General features: G+C 64.5%; 13 protein-coding genes. 3 read left to right on the top strand and 10 right to left on the bottom strand.

Features of this window, described 5'->3' with window-relative positions; translation table 11 throughout:
- Positions 1–4 precede the first annotated feature (4 nt).
- Positions 5–1,507 carry a CoA-acylating methylmalonate-semialdehyde dehydrogenase gene (locus BLR19_RS00750; protein ID WP_091746068.1) on the bottom strand — a complete coding sequence of 501 codons (1,503 nt, stop codon included), beginning with the start codon at positions 1,505–1,507 and terminating at the stop codon, positions 5–7.
- 117 nt (positions 1,508–1,624) lie between these two features.
- On the opposite strand from BLR19_RS00750, the gene BLR19_RS00745 reads away from it, so the two are divergent.
- Positions 1,625–2,500 carry a LysR family transcriptional regulator gene (locus tag BLR19_RS00745; RefSeq protein ID WP_091746064.1) on the top strand — a complete coding sequence of 292 codons (876 nt, stop codon included), beginning with the start codon at positions 1,625–1,627 and terminating at the stop codon, positions 2,498–2,500.
- Positions 2,501–2,608: 108 nt separating this feature from the next.
- Positions 2,609–2,950, top strand: coding sequence for a TonB family protein (locus BLR19_RS00740; RefSeq protein WP_091746061.1), 342 nt, complete (start codon positions 2,609–2,611; stop codon positions 2,948–2,950).
- Positions 2,951–3,073: 123 nt separating this feature from the next.
- On the opposite strand, the gene BLR19_RS00735 is transcribed toward BLR19_RS00740, so the two are convergent.
- From BLR19_RS00735 to BLR19_RS00720, 4 genes are all read right to left on the bottom strand, one after another.
- Positions 3,074–4,381, bottom strand: coding sequence for a PQQ-dependent sugar dehydrogenase (locus BLR19_RS00735; RefSeq protein WP_091746057.1), 1,308 nt, complete (start codon positions 4,379–4,381; stop codon positions 3,074–3,076).
- Positions 4,378–4,803: a DUF2231 domain-containing protein gene (locus BLR19_RS00730; protein ID WP_091746054.1), complete on the bottom strand. Its 426-nt coding sequence runs from the start codon at positions 4,801–4,803 to the stop codon at positions 4,378–4,380. Before BLR19_RS00730 ends, BLR19_RS00735 begins: the two co-directional genes overlap by 4 nt.
- A gap of 183 nt (positions 4,804–4,986) precedes the next feature.
- Positions 4,987–6,294, bottom strand: coding sequence for a pectate lyase (gene pelA, locus BLR19_RS00725; protein WP_176758246.1), 1,308 nt, complete (start codon positions 6,292–6,294; stop codon positions 4,987–4,989).
- 29 nt (positions 6,295–6,323) lie between these two features.
- Positions 6,324–7,721, bottom strand: a complete 1,398-nt coding sequence (locus tag BLR19_RS00720) for a glycoside hydrolase family 28 protein (protein ID WP_091746049.1) — start codon at positions 7,719–7,721, stop codon at positions 6,324–6,326.
- 168 nt (positions 7,722–7,889) lie between these two features.
- On the opposite strand from BLR19_RS00720, the gene BLR19_RS00715 reads away from it, so the two are divergent.
- Complete coding sequence (locus tag BLR19_RS00715; protein WP_091746046.1) at positions 7,890–10,142, top strand: glycoside hydrolase family 88 protein; 2,253 nt, start codon at positions 7,890–7,892, stop codon at positions 10,140–10,142.
- Positions 10,143–10,250: 108 nt separating this feature from the next.
- Here the strand turns inward: BLR19_RS00715 and BLR19_RS00710 are convergent, their stop codons facing one another.
- From BLR19_RS00710 to BLR19_RS00690, 5 genes are all read right to left on the bottom strand, one after another.
- Positions 10,251–13,112: a TonB-dependent receptor gene (locus BLR19_RS00710; protein ID WP_091746043.1), complete on the bottom strand. Its 2,862-nt coding sequence runs from the start codon at positions 13,110–13,112 to the stop codon at positions 10,251–10,253.
- 296 nt (positions 13,113–13,408) lie between these two features.
- Complete coding sequence (guaA, locus tag BLR19_RS00705; protein WP_091746040.1) at positions 13,409–14,971, bottom strand: glutamine-hydrolyzing GMP synthase; 1,563 nt, start codon at positions 14,969–14,971, stop codon at positions 13,409–13,411.
- Complete coding sequence (locus BLR19_RS00700) at positions 14,968–15,681, bottom strand: 5'-methylthioadenosine/S-adenosylhomocysteine nucleosidase (RefSeq protein WP_091746037.1); 714 nt, start codon at positions 15,679–15,681, stop codon at positions 14,968–14,970. Before BLR19_RS00700 ends, guaA begins: the two co-directional genes overlap by 4 nt.
- A complete protein-coding gene (locus BLR19_RS00695; RefSeq protein WP_091746034.1) occupies positions 15,678–16,979 on the bottom strand; it encodes an RsmB/NOP family class I SAM-dependent RNA methyltransferase in 1,302 nt (433 codons plus the stop codon). The genes BLR19_RS00700 and BLR19_RS00695 overlap by 4 nt, the downstream gene beginning before the upstream one ends.
- 9 nt (positions 16,980–16,988) lie before the next feature.
- On the bottom strand, positions 16,989–17,384 hold the full coding sequence (locus BLR19_RS00690; protein WP_091746031.1) for an MAPEG family protein: 396 nt from the start codon (positions 17,382–17,384) through the stop codon (positions 16,989–16,991).
- Positions 17,385–17,388: the final 4 nt, after the last annotated feature.

Raw genomic sequence — 17,388 nt, 5'->3', positions numbered from 1 at the left:
GGCCTCAGCGCATAGTCGGAATGACGAACGAGCTGTCCGAATGCTCCAGCGCCGAGTCCGGCCAGCGGGCCGTCACGGTCTTGGTCTTGGTCCAGAAGCGGACGCCCTCCATGCCGTGCTGGTTGATGTCGCCAAAGGCCGAACGCTTCCAGCCGCCGAAGGTATGGTAGGCGACCGGCACCGGGATCGGCACATTGATCCCAACCATGCCGACATTGACCCGGGCGGCGAAGTCGCGCGCTGCGCGGCCGTTCTGGGTGAAGATGGCGACGCCGTTGCCGTACTGATGGTTCGACGGCAGGGCCAGCGCCTCCTCGAACGTCTCGGCGCGCACGATCTGCAGCACCGGACCGAAGATTTCCTCCTGGTAGGACGACATCTCGGGCTTCACATGGTCGAACAGCGACGGGCCGATGAAATAGCCCTTCTCGTGACCTTGCAGGCTGAAGTCGCGGCCGTCGACGACCAGTTCGGCGCCTTCCTGCACGCCCTTTTCGATCCAGCCCGCGACACGCTCGCGGTGCTGAGCCGTGACGACCGGACCATAGTGGGCGCCCGCGTCGGTCGAGACGCCGACCCGCATCGAGGGGATCTCGGCGACCATCCGCTCGCGCAGTTCGTCGGCAGTCTTCTTGCCGACCGGCACCACGACCGGCAGCGCCATGCAGCGTTCGCCCGCCGAGCCATAGGCCGCGCCGGACAGATCCTTGATCACCTGATCCATGTCGGCGTCGGGCAGGACAATGCCATGGTTCTTAGCGCCCCCCATCGCCTGGACGCGCTTATGGTTGGCGGCGCCCGTCTGATAGACATAGTGGGCGATGTCGGACGAGCCGACGAAGCTGACGGCATGGACCAGCGGATGGGTCAGGATGGCGTCCACCGCCGTCTTGTCGCCGTGCACCACGTTCAGCACGCCGTTCGGCGCTCCGGCTTCCAGCATCAGTTCGGCCAGACGCACCGGCACCGACGGATCGCGCTCGGACGGCTTCAGCACAAAGGTGTTGCCCACCGCAATGGCGACGCCGAACATCCACATCGGGATCATGGCCGGGAAGTTGAACGGGGTGATGCCCGCCACCACGCCCAGCGGCTGACGCATCGAATAGACGTCGATGCCGGGGCCGGCGCCTTGGGTGTATTCGCCCTTCAGCGTATGGGGGATGCCGCAGGCAAATTCGATCACCTCAAGCCCACGCTGGATGTCGCCCTTGGAGTCGGCGATGACCTTGCCGTGCTCGCTGGACAGCAGTTCGGCCAGTTCGTCCATCCGCGCCTCGACCAGGCGTTTGAAGTCGAACATGACGCGGGCGCGACGTTGAGGATTGGTCGAGGCCCAACCGTCAAAGGCGTTCTGCGCCGCCTGGACCGCACGATCGACCTCGCCGGTCGTCGCCAGTTGGACGCGGGCCTGCACATCCCCGGTGTTGGGATTGAACACGTCGCTGAAGCGTTCAGACGCGCCATCGAAAGCCGCACCGTTGATGAAGTGGCGAATGTCGCGCATGGCCTGGGTGTCCCTGTTGGTTCTTTTGTTGCGGCTATGGCTATCACCCCCGCGCGCCGGTCGATAATGCAAAGTTGCAGGCAGCATTCTGCGTTTTTGCAAGACAGTTAGACGACCATGTATGACTGGGACGATCTGCGCATCTTCATCGCGGTCGCGCGCGCGGGATCGCTGGGCGGCGCGGCGCAGCGGCTGGGCGTCGACGCCGCCACGGTCGGGCGCCGGGTCGCTCGACTGGAAAGCGCGCTGAAATCCACCCTGGTTGTCCGCTCGACCACCGGACTTCAACTGACCGCCGCCGGAGCCCAGCTGCTCGATATCGGTCTGGAGGCCGAAAGCGCGATGGAGGCCGCCGGCCGCGTGACCCAGCCCGACGCGCCCGCCGGCGTCGTGCGCGTCAGTGCGTCAGAGGGGTTTGGCGTCACACTGATGGCGCCCGCCCTGCCCGCGCTGCGTCGGGCGCATTCGGGTCTGAGGATCGAGCTGGCGGCCACCTCCGGTTTTCTGTCGCCGACGCGCCGCGAGGTCGATATGGCCATCACCTTGGCCGCGCCGCATGCCGCACGCCTGATCGTCGAGCCGCTAACGCCGTATCAGCTGGCCCTCTACGCCTCGCCCGATCACCTGCAACGCAACGGCGTTCCGGACACCATCGACGACCTGAGCCGCTTCGACATCGTCGGCTATATCGACGATCTGATCTATGCGCCCGAACTCCGCTATCTCGACGAAGTCCAGCCGGGCCTCGCGCCCCACGTCGCCTCGTCATCGATCCGGGCGCAGCGGGAGATCATCGCCGCCGGGGGCGGCGTCGGCGTCCTGCCGTGCTTCTTGGCCGAGGGTCTGGTGCGCGTGCTGCCGTCGATCCTGATCGAGCGTCGCTTCTGGCTGGCCACCCACCGCGACGTCCACGACACCGCGCGTCTGCGTACCGTGCGTTCGTGGCTGAAGACCCTGTGCCAGGAACAACAGTCCAGCTTGAGGCCATTCTGACGTCAGCAGAGAAATCGAAGTGTGGTTCGTTGCACACACCCGCGTTTTTGAAAGTTCGGGGAACGGAGGTCTCGTTCAAATCTTAATAGAAGACGAACGAGGCCTGCCATGACACTGACCTTCAGCCTGACATTGATGACGGCCCTGCTGGGCGCCCCGACTGGACCGCTGCTAAAGGATGCGGCCTTGTACACTGCGCCTCAACCCGCCATCGAACGCGCCGTCGCGCCCAAGGCCGAGAGCACCGACCGCTTCAGCGTGCGGCTACGTTGCACCGCCTTGGCGTCGGGCCACGTCACCGACTGCGTCGTGCTGGAAGAAAGCCGCCCGGGCATGGGCTTTGGCGAAGCCGCCTTGGCCCTAATGAATGGCGCCGAGGTCACGCCGATCATGGATCGCGGCCGCCCTGTCGACGCCCCCTTCGAACGCACCATCGACTTCACGCCGTAGGCCACAGCTCAGCCCCATATGAAAGGTCCCCGGTTGCTCGCAGCCGGGGATTTTTCTTATTCGGCTATGTGTCGAGGACAATAGCGACTTCCCTCGCCCTTGCCGGGCGAGGGAGAAGCCGGCTTATCGCGCAGGCGCGATGCGCCACACCGTGTTCGACAGGTCGTCGGCGACGAACAGCACACGCTTGTTCCCATCGAACGCGACGCCGACAGGACGCCCGCGCGCCTTGCCGTCTTTCAGGAAGCCTGTGGCGAAGTCCACGGGCTGACCCGCAGGACGACCGGTGTTGAAGGGCACCCAGACGACCTTGTATCCGGACGGGTCCTGACGGTTCCAACTGCCGTGCATGCCGATGAAGGCGCCGTTGGCGAACGACCCGCCAAAGCCGCCATTGCGGGCGAAATCCAGGCCCAGGGCGGCGACGTGCGATCCCAGGGCGTAGTCCGGCCGGATGGCCTTGGCGACCATCTCGGGGTTCTGCGGCATCACGCGCGGATCGCGGTTCTGGCCCCAATAGCTGTAAGGCCAGCCGTAGAAGGCCCCGTCACGTACCTGGGTCAGATAGTCCGGGACCAGTTGCGGCCCCAGTTCGTCGCGCTCATTGACGACCGACCACAACAGATTGGTGGTCGGCTCGATGGCCAGGGCCGTTGGATTGCGAATGCCGGTCGCGATGGTGCGCCGCGCGCCGGTCGCCCGGTCGATTTCCCACACCGTAGCGCGCTCTTCTTCGACCGCCATGCCGCGCTCGCCGATATTCGAGTTCGAGCCGGTGCCGACGTACAGCTTCGATCCGTCCGCGCTGGCGGTCAGGGACTTGGTCCAGTGGTGGTTGATGCGCGAGGGCAGTTCCGTCACCCGCTCGGCGGGCGTGGCGATACCGGTCTGGCCCGGCTGGAAGGCGAAGCGAACCAGCGCCCCCTGTTCGGCGACATAGAGATAGCCGTCGACATAGGCCAAGCCGTAGGGCGCATCGAGGTTGTCCACCAGAACGGTCCGCAGTTCGGGCGTGCCGTCGTTGTTCGCGTCGCGCACCAAGGTGATGCGGTTGCCGCCTTTGATCTTGGTGTTGCCCTGCTTCTTGATGACGCCGGCGATCACATCCTTGGGCCGCATGGCGGGCGCATGGCCGCCGCGCCCCTCGGCGATCAAGACGTCGCCGTTAGGCAGGACCAGCATCTGACGCGGGATTTTGAGATCCGTGGCGAAGGCGCTGATCGTAAAGCCTTGCGGCACCGTCGGCGTCTCGCCGTTCCAGCCTGCCGGCGGGCTGATCTTCATCGGCGGCACCAGCGTCTCGTTGACCTTCGGCAAGTCGGGCGTCGCGCCGGTCTGATTCAGTTTCGGATCGCTGGCGTTGCCGCACGATGCGACCGTCAAGGCCATGGCCAGGGTGGCGGCGCTGGCGGCGATCAGATTCTTGTTCATCGGACGCTCTCCCGCGCGGCATAGGCGGTCCAGCCGGCGACCAGGACCAGGATTGTGCAGAGGATCGACAGGATCAGACCGAATGCTCCGACAGAGCTCCAGGCGTCCTGGCTGTGTTTGAAGGCGTTCACCAGCCCCAGCACCCAGGCCAGCGCAAGCGCGACCAGATGCACCGTCGCCCGCCGAGACCGTCCGTGGCGCAGACCGACGACGAAATCGAAGATCGAAAACAGGCCGGCGACACCGCCGAATACCAGCGCTCCGGTGATCAGCCAGGCCGAGAAGTTCGTCCACTGGACCTCGGCCGTCTTCAGATAGGCGATGTCGGTGAACAGGGCGAAGGTGAACAGCGCGATTGGAAACGCCAGCAATAGCCAATGCAACGGTCGAACGACCGCATCCTTCAGTCCATGGGTGCTCATGCCAGCCCTCTCCGTAAAGTCTGGCTTGGCTAACCGTCGGAACGGAAAATGGTTCACATCGGCTTTTGCCGCGCCGATCTTGCACGGCCGGAGCGAGGAGAGCGTTCTCGCCTTTGGTGGCCACAAATTGCGTCGCGGATGCGCCGCCAGACCGCGTCAACAATGCCGATCAGCGTCTCGGATTTACCCGACCCGATTGGACCAATCGGCGTAAAGGTCCAGCGCCTTCTGCGGCGATGAAATCCACCAAGAATAGCCGTTGCGCCTTCCGACGGAGATTTCATTCACATCGTCGTGGATGGTCTGATCCTTATCGCCGAAGATGGGACGTCCAGTAACCAGATCGTAATTGCGAGACCAGATCGGACCCGCCCCGGCCTTGTCGATCAGCTTGCGTCCGTCGTCGGTCATTTCGAATGACTTGTCATAGACACGCACCGCCTGAAGCCATTCGGCTGCGCCGCGAACGGCGGCCTTGATCTCCGGCGACGGGTTCTCCTCGCCCATCAGAAAGATCAGGATATCAGTTGTTTCGCCGCTTGCGATGGATCGCGGCTCGTAGTTCCGAGCGCTGGTTGGAACCAGTCGCATGGGCTCGACCTGCTGCGGCCAGCCCAGCAGTCGATCCCCCTGACGCACCTGTGCCGCGAGGATCACGTCGATCGCCTTCCGGGTCGCCTCGGCCGCCCGTGTCTCCAGCTCAGCCGGCACGAAGTCGAAGCCCTCAGCGCCATTGGCGACATCACGAAGCAGCATGGCCGCGTTCGCCACAGCATTGTCATTGAAGGTGATGGAGTCGTGGAAGCCGCCTTCGAGCGGCCAGATCTGAGGCCAGCCGCCATTTGGATATTGCGCGTTCAGAAGATACCGCACGCCTCGGATGACGCTGGCGCGCCAGGCGTCGCCGTCGCGTCCGGGCGCGTGGGCGGCGACCTTGGCCAGGAAACGCATTTCCGACCACGTCGCCTCGTTGTCCAACGTGCCAACGAAGGTCCAGAAGCGATCCGCCGGCGCATCGAAGTTCGCCGGGTTCTGCTCCATGGTTTCGGCATCGTTGGAGAACCGCTGGCCCGGCAGGCGCGCAATGCTGCGATCCTGGTTTTTGCTCCATCCGCCGGCGGGGGTCTGGAAACTGACGATCGCATCCGCGACGGCCCGAGCGTCGGCTGTGGCGTACCATTCGGCAGGCCGGTCCAGCGGCATGTTGTAGTGGGCGGGTCCGACGGCCTTGGGCGGCGGCGGCGTAGCCACTCCAGCGGGAAGCTCGGCCGCGAGCGCAGCGCGGTCGGCCAGATGCTGGGCCTGGGAGCGTGCCAGATACTCGGCCCACGGACCGCGCTCCGCGTCGGGCAAGGCGCCGATCCTGTCGCTGGTCAGGCCCACCGCCGGCGTGTTCAGCCGCAGGACTTCTGCCTGGGCGGCGCCGGAGACGCCCCCCACAAGCGCGACCGCGCCAAATGCCAGCATCGAACAGGCGGAAAGGATTTTCATCGCGCTAACTCCCACAACTTTTTGGTTTTTCATGCTTGTCTGGATCGCAGGCCTGTGACGCCGGACGACTCGGTCACCTTGGGGCCTTGGCCGTCCAGGGTGTCGATGTTGCAGTCGCGGAAGCGCCAGTTCTCGGCATTGGCGATGGCGCCCGCATCCTGCACATCCCAGTCCAACCGTTCGAAAATGAAGTCTTTCAGCGGCGCTTCAGGATAGGCGGCGGCGGCGAATCCGACTTTGCCGCCGACGGCCTTGATGTTCGACAGGCGAACATCGTGGATACGGGGAATGCCCTGTTCGCGCGGCACGGGCGTGGCGAGCGCGCGCCAGTAATCCGGCACGTCCGCGATGCCGTCCGGGATCTGGGCGTAGCTGTAGTTTGGGTACCAGTTCAGGTTCACCTGCATCAATGTGCGCACGTCCTGCAGATGGATGTCGCGCAGGCGGATGTTGGAGATCACGCCGCCGCGCGTATGGCCTGATTTGAAGAAGATCCCCAGCGGCACCGGATACTCGATCCTCAGCCCAGAGACTTCGATGTCGTCAAATCCGCCAGATGTCTCCGATCCGAAGGTCATCCCGGCCAGGGCGTCACGGACGATGCAGTCGCGAATCTTCACCTGACGGCACGCCCGGGCTACCCGCAGCCCGTCCCAGTCGCGTCCGGCCTTGATGCAGATCGCGTCGTCGTTGACCGACAGGTCGCATCTCTCGACCAAGACCCGCTCCGATGAGTCGATGTCGATGCCGTCCGTCGAAGGGCCGCGTCCGCCGATGTTATTCCTGATGATCAGGTCGGCGACCTTCACGTCCCGCGAGTAGCAGACGTGGACGGTCCAGAAGCCCGATCGCGCCAGATTCAGACCGGAAACCTCGACCTGCTGTGAATCGTAAACGTGGACCAACCGCGGACGGCGGCAGTCGTAGTCGGCCGCCCATCGCAGGTCGCGCGGATCATAATCGCGGCGCAGCGCCCAATAGGCGTCCCAGAAAACCTTGCCGTCACCATCGACCAGACCCTCGCCCGTGATCTTGGCGTTCTGTTGCTGATAGACATTCAGCAAGCCGGCGGGCCAGTCCATCTCAACGCCCGCAACACGCGTGCGAACCATCGGATAAGCGGCCAGATCCTGAACGCCGCGCAGAGTGGCGCCGCGTTCGATCGACAGGGTCACCCCCGACTTCACGAATAGCGAACCTGACAGATACAGACCGGGCTTCACGACCACGACCCCGCCGCCCTGCCCTGCCGCTGCGTCGATGGCGGCCTGGATAGGACGCGTGTTGATGGCGACCCCGTCACCCACTGCGCCATAGTCGGACGCGTCGAAGGTGCGCGAACGGCTCGACTGTGCAAACGCCGGCGTCGCTTGCGTCAAGGCGCTGACGACACCCAGTTGCAGAAGCGTGCGGCGATTGGCGCGCATCTAGATTTCCCACATTCTGTTCTTTCGTCTCACAATAGTGGACGATATAAGGCTGACAAGAGATACCGACAGCTGATCGTCAGAAACTGACACCGGTTACGTTGCGGCTCGCCGTCGAAGTGGGCCACCAACCATCATGCGCCGCCCGGAGCAGCGCCGGAGGAAAACATGGCCCTGCCAACCCAACCCTGCCTTGGCCTGATTGCAGTTCTGATGAGCTCGGCCGCCCTGTCCGGCCCCGTTCTAGCGCAAACGGTCGCAGCCTTGCCGCCGGGCGTCGAGGCTGAATGGCTGGCTCAACGCGACCGCCCCGCGCTATACACCGACGTGGCAGGCGTGCCGTCTCGCGAGAGCACGATGGCGGCTGTCGAATATGTCGCCTCCTCGCAAATCGCAGCCATGGCCGCCGAGCCGCTCGCCTTATCGACGGGCAGCAACCTGACGCAGATGTCGTCGAACTGGGTCGCAGCCACCTTTTACGTCGGCGCTTCGCGGCTTGCGCGCGTGTCGGACGATACGCGGACGCTGCGTTTCTTGAGCGCCGTGGCCGATCACTACAACTACAGTGTACGTGGCGCGCGGTCGGGCAAGACGATGCTGAACGCCGACGATATCGCGATCGGCGATCTCTACGAAGAACTCTACGCGCGTCGTGGACAGGAGGGCGTGCTGATGCCGCTGCGTCAGCGGCTGGACTGGCAGGTCCCCTATCTGGCCCGGGCGGAAGACACACCCGCGCTCGTCTGGTGGTGGGCCGACGCCCTCTATATGGCGCCCCCGGTCTTCGCCCGGATGAGCGCGATCACGGGCGATCCAAAATATCTGAACGCCGCAGATAAGGAATGGCGACGCACAGCGGCGCGGCTGTGGGTCGAGGACGAAAAGCTGTTCCTGCGCGACGAACGGTTCAAGGACGAGAACCATCGTGACGCTGACGGCGACCGAATCTACTGGTCGCGAGCCAATGGCTGGGTCATCGGCGGTTTAGTAAGATGGCTGGAGTCCGTGCCGGCCGATTTCGCCGGCCGCGCCTTCTATGTCGATCTCTTCCAGAAGATGGCCGGCAGGGTCGCAGGACTTCAGCAGGAGGACGGACTGTGGCGCGCCAGCCTTCTGGACCCCGAGGCCTATCCCGAGGCTGAAACCTCAGGCTCGGTCTTCTATGTCTACGCCCTGGCCTGGGGTATCAATCACGGCCTTCTGGATCGCGACACCTACCTGCCGCATGTGTTGAAGGGTTGGGCCGGCCTGAACCGCCATGTCCTTGCGAACGGCCTGGTGGGCGCGGCGCAGAAGACCGGCGATCAGCCCGTGTCAACCGACCCTGAAGACGTCGGTCTCTATGCTTCAGGAACCTATATTCTGGCCGGGCTGGAAGTCGCGTCGCTGAATGACCCAGTTCGCTCTCTGCCATTGGCGGAACCCACGCGCGACACGGCCGAAGTGATCGCTGCGACCACGCCTGTCCCACCCGCCCCCGTGACGGTCGTCGGCGCCGAAGAAATCCGCCGTCGAGACGCCGAGATGCGTGCGACCTCGGCGCTCTCCTACGATCCATCCGCTCTGAATCGACCCTCGACCATCGAACCGCTGGAGCCGCCGCCGGAAGACCAGCAGCGACCGCGCGCGGTCGCTCGCTTCGCGCCGGATCGTTTGGATGACCTGCTATGGGAAAACGATCGCGTCGCTCACCGCATTTACGGTCCCACGCTTGAAGCGCGCGAGGCGCCCTCTGGCTCGGGCATAGATGTGTGGGCCAAACGTGTCCGCTATCCCTTCATGGACCGCCAGTTGAAGTTCCCGAACTATCACGTCGATCGCGGTGAAGGCCTGGATTATTACGACGTGGGACGCGGCAGAGGCGCCGGGGGTCTGGGCATCTGGTACGACAACAAACTTTGGACCAGTCGCAACTTCTCCACCTACCAGATCGACAAAACCGGCGGCGACGAGGCGCGGTTCAGCGTGACCTACCGGCCTTGGCCTGTCGACGTCGTGCGCACGGTTTCAGAAAGGCGTGAGTTCAGCCTTCCGTTAGGCTCCAACTTTACGCGAATGACCTCCACTCTGACCTCGAACTCCGACGCACCGCTGATCGTCGCGATCGGCATTTCGAAGCGCAGCAACGACAACGGACGAGGCTTCGTCACGCGCGACGCCGCACACGGGCGTCTGATGTTCTGGGAGCCTGAAAACCCCGAGCATGGCTCGCTCGGCATCGCCCTGGCGGTTGATCCCGCAACGGTCGAAGGCTTCACCGAAGACGCTGACAACTATCTGATCCTGGTGCGGGTCACGCCGGGTCAGTCGTTCACCTACTACATGGGATCGGCGTGGGATCGCGGCCTGGACTTCGCCACGCGCAGCGCCTGGGAAGATTTCGTCGCAAACCAGAGGTTCGACTTCCGCCAAGGCGACTAGCCGGCAAGCAAAATTCTTTCGCCGCGTCGCGCGGTTCGGCCGATGTCAAAAGAAGGGCGGCGCCGGTTATACCGACGCCGCCTGTCTTATCTCGCCGATCTATTGGGATCAGAAGCGATACCGCGCCCCAATGTAAACCTGGCGGCCAGTGTGGTGATAGACATAGGTGCTGTCACGCGGCAGGCCGATGTCGCCGTGGTTCTGACGGTTGGCTTCGTCGGTCAGGTTCAGCCCCTCGACAGAAACACTGAGGTTATCGGTCAGGTTATAGGATGCTGAAGCGTCGATCGTCGTGGTTTCGGTCTTGCCCTGATAGGGGATCAGACCCGTCGCGCCGTTCGAACCCGGCACGTTCTGGAAATAGGTGTCGCGATAGGCCGCCGACACACGCGCATTGAACTTGCCGTCGTCATAATACAGCGTTGCGTTCCAGGCGTTTGGCGACAGGTTGACCAGATCCGCCGTCACAAAGGCCGCGCAGGTTGCGGTGACGCAATACTGAATCTCGGATTCAACGTGCGTGTAGTTCAGTTGCGTACCGATATTCGACAGCAGGCTGGGCAGGAAGGAGAAGGTCTGCTGATAGCTGATCTCGAAGCCTTTCAGCGGGCCGCCCGGCGTGTTGGTGGGCGTGCTGAACTGATAGATGTCGCCCGCAGGACGACCGCCCGCCGGGAAGGCCACAGGGTTCAAGGCCGTCAGTTGGCTGTAAGACAGCGGTTCGGTGGTCGTCTGCACATAGGTCGAGATGTCCTTGTAGAAGTAGGCGAAGGACAGCAGAGCTTCAGGCGCGAAGTAATATTCAACCGACAGGTCGTAGGTCGTCGCCCGGTAGGGTTCCAGCTCGACATTGCCCAGCGAGGCCGTATTGGTCGCTGCCCCGGCTGCGCTAAGCGTGAAGACCGGAACCAGACTGGTGACAGGCGGTCGCGCCATGACCTTGGCGGCGCCCACGCGCACGATCAGATCCTTCATCGGCTCGATCGACACGTTTAGCGACGGCAGGGTGTCGTCGTACTCGTTCTCGCCCCGGACCGGCGTCGCAACACCACCGACGTTGGAATAACCCAAGGCGTCAACCTCGGTCTTGACCTGACGCACGCCGACGTTGCCTCGGAAGGGTACACCCATGATTTCCGTGTCCCAGTCGGCCTGGACATAGGCGCCGGTGTCGGTCTCGGTCACGTCACGCCAGTTGCCATAGGTGGACGGATTGCCGTTCAGGCCGATCAGTCGGAAGTCACCGCCTGCTACGCCCGTGTCGCAGTTGCAGTTGTAGTTCCAGACTGTTTGCAACGCAGCCAAATCCGGCCGAACCCAGCTGGTCGCAGCGCCTGACGGTAGATCGAGATTGCGACCGAACCCGCTCAGCAGATTGGTGACCGAAGCCATGCTCGTGCCCGCCGGCAGCGCTGGCGAACCGTTGGCGTTGTTCGGGCGCGCGAAGGCGCGGCTGCTCGACTCATATTCCTTGCGGCTGACGCCCGCTTTCAGTGTGAGCCAATCGCTTACGTCGAACGCGAAGTTGGCCTCACCCGTCGTATAGACGTTTTCCTGGAAGTTCGAACTGATGCGCAGCTCCGAGCGGGGCTGGGCGCCGGTCGGTCCGACAACACTCCACTGCGTGGGGTCGGCGACGTTGAAGCCCCAGTTGATCGCCGGCAGATTGCGGTTTTGACGGAAGTCGTAAGAATAGCCATCGACGTTCTGTCGATCGATGATGGCGCTGACCTGGACCGGGTTGGCGAAGCTGGATTCCGCGCGACCGATCAGGCCGTCGAACCGCAGCCGATCCGAAAACTCGTGCTCGACCCCAAAGGTCATCTGCTTGAATTCGGTTTCCAGCTCGTCAAACCGCTGCTCGCTGCGGATGTCCATGTCGTCGAGCTGGGCATAGATCATCTCGCCAGTGTCGGGATCGATCTCGAAGCTCATGATGTCGACCTGCGGCTTGCCGCCCTGATCGGCGCCACGGCTGAGCGACCAGGCTTGCAGGAAGTTTTCGCTGCGGGTCGAATCCAGCTTCGAGTACAGCATGTCCATCGTGAACAGGGTCGGACCGTTGCCGGGGCGGGCTTGCACCGACAGCGTCGCGCCCAGACGCTCCTGGCTGTGCTCCAAGCTGCCATAGCGCGGGATGCGAGGGTGGTAGGTGCGCGCGGCGTTCGGCAGGACAGCGCCATTCTGGAAGCCGCCGTCGGCGCTGGCAGGTCCCCAGCGCACCGAGCTGAAACCTTCCTCCAGACTGTCGCGCTCGCTGTAGGCGATCGAGAACAGAGCGCCGATCTGGTCATCCGCCCAGGTGTTCGAAATTAGACCGGCGAAGCGCGGGCTCCAGTCCTGCGACAGATCGTTGTAGCCGTACTGGCCAGACAGCGCGCCCTGGAAGCCCATCTTGTCGAATGGACGGCTGGTGCGCAAATCGACGGTCGCCCCCAGCGACCCCTCTTCCGTCTCGGCCGAGGCGGTCTTGCGCACCGTGATATTGTTAAAGAGCTCTGAGGCGAAGACGTTGAAGTCGAAGCCACGACCGCGATTCACCCCGCCCGACGAGTCGGTGGCGCCGGTCGATGCCTGGGCCTCGATGCCGTTAATCCGAGTGCGGGTGAACTCCGAACTCAGACCGCGGACGGTGATCGACCGGCCCTCGCCCGCATCGCGGTCGATCGAGACGCCGGGAATGCGCTGGATCGACTCGGCCAGATTGGTGTCGGGGAAATCCGCGATGTCCTCAGCTGAAATGGCGTCGACGACGCCAGCTTCGCGGCGTTTGATGTTCAAGGAGTTCTGAAGGCTGGCCCGGAAGCCCGTGACGACGATGTCATCGACTTCTGCAGCGTCATCCGTCTGAGGCGCAGCGACCTCAGCCGTCTGGGCGGCGGCGTCATGCGCCATCATGGCGAGAGCTAGCGCGCCAAGCGACGCGGTGGCGACCAGGGCGTGGCGCGCGAATTTGTGGCGTTGGATCATTCTAGTTTCTCCTCCCAAGTGGTGCGCTTCAAGGATCGAACGCCCTCGTTCACGCCTCCCGCTGCTGACGGGAGACACCGGTGTCAAAGCGAGTTGGCCGCTCGACTGCTACCGGTGTCATTCCTGTTTAGTCATATTCGCCCGCGACTCGCAAGCGGGCGACGATCCTGATGCCGGATTTGTAATCTCGTCGAAACGCGCGGGTTAAGCGGGAAAGCAGTTGCAACCTGCACGCCGGCGCATTGTGCGGGTTCGAAGAATACCTGCCACTTGAAAGAACCGAAGAACGCCCTGCCCTATTCCCACTCGATCGTCCCGGGCGGCTTGGACGTGACGTCGTAGACGACGCGGTTGACGCCGCGGACCTCGTTGATGATCCGCGTCGCGGTCTTCGACAGGACGTCCCAAGGGAATTGGTAGAAGTCGGCGGTCATGCCGTCGGTGGAGGAGACGGCGCGCAGGGCCAGGACCTTTTCATAGGTGCGGGCGTCGCCCATGACGCCGACGGTCTTGACCGGCAGCAAAACGGCGAAGGCCTGCCAGATCTTGTCGTAGAGACCCGCCTTGCGGATCTCGTCCAGATAGATGGCGTCGGCCTGTTGCAGGGTCTCGACGGCCTCGGGCGTGATCTCGCCGGGGATGCGGATGGCCAGGCCCGGTCCGGGGAACGGATGGCGGCCGACGAAGGCGTCGCTGAGCCCCAGTTCGCGGCCCAGGGCGCGGACCTCGTCCTTGAACAGCTCGCGCAGAGGCTCGACCAGTTTGAGTTTCATATAGTCCGGCAGGCCGCCGACATTGTGGTGGCTCTTGATGACGTGGGCCTTGCCGCTGGACGAGGAGACGCTCTCGATCACGTCCGGATAGAGGGTGCCCTGGGCCAGGAATTCGGCGCCCTCGATCTTGGCGGACTCGCGATCGAACACCTCGATGAACAGCCGGCCGATGGTCTTGCGCTTGGTTTCGGGGTCGGAAATCCCGGCCAGTTCGCCGAGGAATTCCTTCGATGCATCAACGTGCACCAGCGGGATGTTGTAGTGTTCGCGGAACAGGGTCGTGACCTGTTTCGCTTCGTCCTTCCTCAACAGGCCGGTGTCAACGAAGACGCAGGTCAGTTGATCCCCGATGGCCTCATGGATCAGGACGGCGGCGACCGAGGAGTCCACCCCGCCCGACAGGCCGCAGATCACCTTGGCGTCGCCGACCTGTTCGCGGATTTGAGCGATCTTCTCGTCGCGATAGGCGGCCATGGTCCAGTCGCCCTTCAAGCCCGCGATGCCGTGGGTGAAGTTCTTCAGCATCTGATGGCCGCGCGGGGTGTGCATCACTTCGGGGTGGAACTGCACACCGTAGAAGCGACGAGCCTCGTCGGCGATCACCGCATAGGGCGACCCCTCGGACGAGGCGACTACGTCAAAGCCTTGCGGGATGGCGACGATCTTGTCGCCGTGGCTCATCCAGACCTCTTCGTTCTCGCCGACGGGGGCCAGGTCGGCCAGCAGGGGCGACGTCTTCTGAACCGTGATCTCGGCGCGGCCGAACTCGCGCGTGTGGCCGCCCTCGACCTTGCCGCCCAGCTGCTCGCACATCGTCATCTCGCCGTAGCAGATGCCCAGAACCGGCACGCCGGCCTCGAACACGCCCTGCGGCGCGCGGGGACTGCCCTCTTCATGCACGCTCTCGGGACCGCCAGAGAGGATAATGGCCGCCGGATTCATGGCCGCAAGAGCCGCTTCCGCCTTTTGGAACGGATGGATCTCGCAATAGACGCTGGCCTCGCGCAGGCGCCGCGCGATCAGCTGCGTCACCTGGCTGCCGAAGTCGACGATGAGGACCTTTTGGTGGTCTTGCGGCGTGGTCATGGCGTGATCGAATCCGGGGCAGGAAGATGGGCGGGGTCTTGGCCGGGCGGGGCCGATATTTCAAGGGCGGGAAACTCAAGAGCGGCGGGGCCATCGGCCTCCAGCACGGCCATCAGCTGATCCAGGGCGGTGGCCAGGTTCTCGTCCACGTGATGCAGGGTCGAGGTCCAATCCTCCAACGCCTTCAACTCGGCGCGACCGTCCGACACGCCGCGCAAGGCGATCAGAGGCACACCGAAGGTCTGGGCCGCGCGGACCAGGGCCCAGGTCTCCATGTCCACCATCTCGGCGTCGATGGCGTCATAGGCGACGCCGGAAACGACGTTCGCACCCGTAGACAGCGTCGCCGTCGGCACGCCGGGGATTGGGCACGGCAAAGGCAGGACGGCGGGCTGGTCCAGCAAGGGGGTCACGCCCTTCGGAAAACCCAGCGGGCTGGCGTCCATGTCGCGATAGGCGACGGACGAGGCCTGATAGACCGCCGCATGATCCAGCACCCGCGATCCGCACGAGCCCAGCGATACGATCAGATCCGGCAGATCGCCCGCCGCCTCCAGCCGCGCCAGGGCGGCGCCCAGGCTCACGGCGGCCTCGACCGGACCGACGCCGGTCATCAGCGGCGCGATCCGGGCCTGAAGGTGCGGGCCGTATTCAGCAGGCGCGGCCATGACGTAGAGCAGCGAGACCCCGCCATGCCGCGCCAGCTTCATGCCGCGCGCTCGTAGATGGCGGCGAAGAAGCCGTCGGTGTCGGCCGACGCTGGCGACAGGCGCAGGCGCGCCCCGGACGCCAGCTCGGCGAACTTCGCCTGCGCCGCCTGGCTCAGTTGCGGCGCCGACAGGACATCGGTGACGGCGACCGGGCGGAAGTCGGGATTGGCGGCCTCGAAGGCGTCCACGCTGGCCTCGTTCTCGCGCGCCAGCATCGAACAGGTGACATAGACCAGACGGCCGCCCGGCTTCACCAGCTTGGTCGCCTGGCTGAGAATACGCACCTGCAGGCCGTGCAGTTTTTCGACCTCCTCGGCCGTCAGACGCCAGGCGTCCTCGGGCCGACGACGCCAGGTGCCAGAGCCCGAACAGGGCGCATCGACGAAGACCAGATCCGCCTGGCCGTTCAGGTCTTCCAGACCGCCGCCATTCTGACCGATCAGGACCAGATCCGCCTCGACGCCCGCGCGCTGCAGGCGAGGACGGATGTTCTCCAGCCGCTTGTTGACGACGTCGGAGGCGACCAGCTTGCCCTGCTTTTGCATTGCCTGGGCCAGACCCAGCGTCTTGCCGCCGCCGCCGGCGCAGTAATCCACCACCGTCATGCCGGGTGCGGCGCCCGCCAGCCAGCAGACGACCTGGCTGCCTTCGTCCTGGATTTCGAACCGGCCGGCCTTGAAGCCGTCCAGCGCCTGGATGTTGGGCGGCGGTTCCGACGGCACGCGCAAGCCGACGGCCGACCAGGGCGTGCGTGAAACGTCCAGCCCGGCGGCCTTCAGTTCGGCCTCGACCTCATCGACCGTGGCGGCTGCATCATTGACGCGCAGGTCGATGGGCGCGCGCGGCGCCATCAGAGCATGGGCTTCCTCGGCCCAGCGGTCGCCGAAGGTGGCCTTGAAATCCTCGACCACGAACTCGGGCAGGCCCGCGGCGACCCAGCCCGGCAGTTCGCCCTGCCCCGCCGTGATGCGGCTGCGCTCCTGTTTCGACAGCGGGCGCGGGCCATAGCCGTCACCCGAATGCATGGCCTCGATCTCTTCCAACGAAAGACCGTCGATGGCGTGCAGCGAACCGATGACCAGAGCCCGACCGTCTTCACGCCCGCCCATGATCCACGACAGGCGGCCGCGCGCGCGCAGCACCTTATAGACCCGGTCGGCGATGGCGCGCCGGTCCTTGGACCCGGCGTAGCGGTTGGCCGTGCCCCAGGCCTTCATCACGGCCTCGGCCGGTTGGCGGCCCTGGGCGATGGAGTCCAGGACGGAGGCGGCGGCGGCGAGGCGAGCGGCTGGGGTCAATTCAGGCTTTCAAACGAAGAACAGGGACGCCAGGACCATGACCAGTCCCGCAAGCGAGACCACCCAGACCAGCGACCGGATATAGGGAACGCCGAAGGCGTAGAGCGGCACATAGACGACCCGCGCCCAGAAATAGAGCGCCGCGCCCCACACCGTCAGGGCGCTGGACGCGCCGATCACGTGGGCGATCAGCACCGCGCCGATGAACAGCGGCAGGGTTTCGTACAGATTGGCCTGGGCGCGTTCGAGACGGCCGGTCAGCGGCTTCTTCGCCTCCGGCGTCTCGTCGCGCGGACCCGCATTCCATTTCGAGCCGAACTCGGCCGTCCGCGCCCCGGCGGGCAGGAAGATCTGAACCAAGGCGAGGATCAGCATCAGGGCCAGATAGGTAAGTTCGGTCGTCATGGTC

The organism is Brevundimonas sp. 374, assembly GCF_900102995.1.
Lineage (GTDB): Bacteria > Pseudomonadota > Alphaproteobacteria > Caulobacterales > Caulobacteraceae > Brevundimonas > Brevundimonas vesicularis_C.
This window is presented reverse-complemented; position numbering and strand designations above follow the sequence as displayed.

Bases quoted from the DNA above. Each gene is read 5' to 3' on its own strand.
- BLR19_RS00750 (WP_091746068.1), bottom strand. From the start codon at position 1,507: ATGCGCGACATTCGCCACTTCATCAACGGTGCGGCTTTCGATGGCGCG.
- BLR19_RS00745 (WP_091746064.1), top strand. From the start codon at position 1,625: ATGTATGACTGGGACGATCTGCGCATCTTCATCGCGGTCGCGCGCGCG.
- BLR19_RS00740 (WP_091746061.1), top strand. From the start codon at position 2,609: ATGACACTGACCTTCAGCCTGACATTGATGACGGCCCTGCTGGGCGCC.
- BLR19_RS00735 (WP_091746057.1), bottom strand. From the start codon at position 4,381: ATGAACAAGAATCTGATCGCCGCCAGCGCCGCCACCCTGGCCATGGCC.
- BLR19_RS00730 (WP_091746054.1), bottom strand. From the start codon at position 4,803: ATGAGCACCCATGGACTGAAGGATGCGGTCGTTCGACCGTTGCATTGG.
- pelA (WP_176758246.1), bottom strand. From the start codon at position 6,294: ATGAAAATCCTTTCCGCCTGTTCGATGCTGGCATTTGGCGCGGTCGCG.
- BLR19_RS00720 (WP_091746049.1), bottom strand. From the start codon at position 7,721: ATGCGCGCCAATCGCCGCACGCTTCTGCAACTGGGTGTCGTCAGCGCC.
- BLR19_RS00715 (WP_091746046.1), top strand. From the start codon at position 7,890: ATGGCCCTGCCAACCCAACCCTGCCTTGGCCTGATTGCAGTTCTGATG.
- BLR19_RS00710 (WP_091746043.1), bottom strand. From the start codon at position 13,112: ATGATCCAACGCCACAAATTCGCGCGCCACGCCCTGGTCGCCACCGCG.
- guaA (WP_091746040.1), bottom strand. From the start codon at position 14,971: ATGACCACGCCGCAAGACCACCAAAAGGTCCTCATCGTCGACTTCGGC.
- BLR19_RS00700 (WP_091746037.1), bottom strand. From the start codon at position 15,681: ATGAAGCTGGCGCGGCATGGCGGGGTCTCGCTGCTCTACGTCATGGCC.
- BLR19_RS00690 (WP_091746031.1), bottom strand. From the start codon at position 17,384: ATGACGACCGAACTTACCTATCTGGCCCTGATGCTGATCCTCGCCTTG.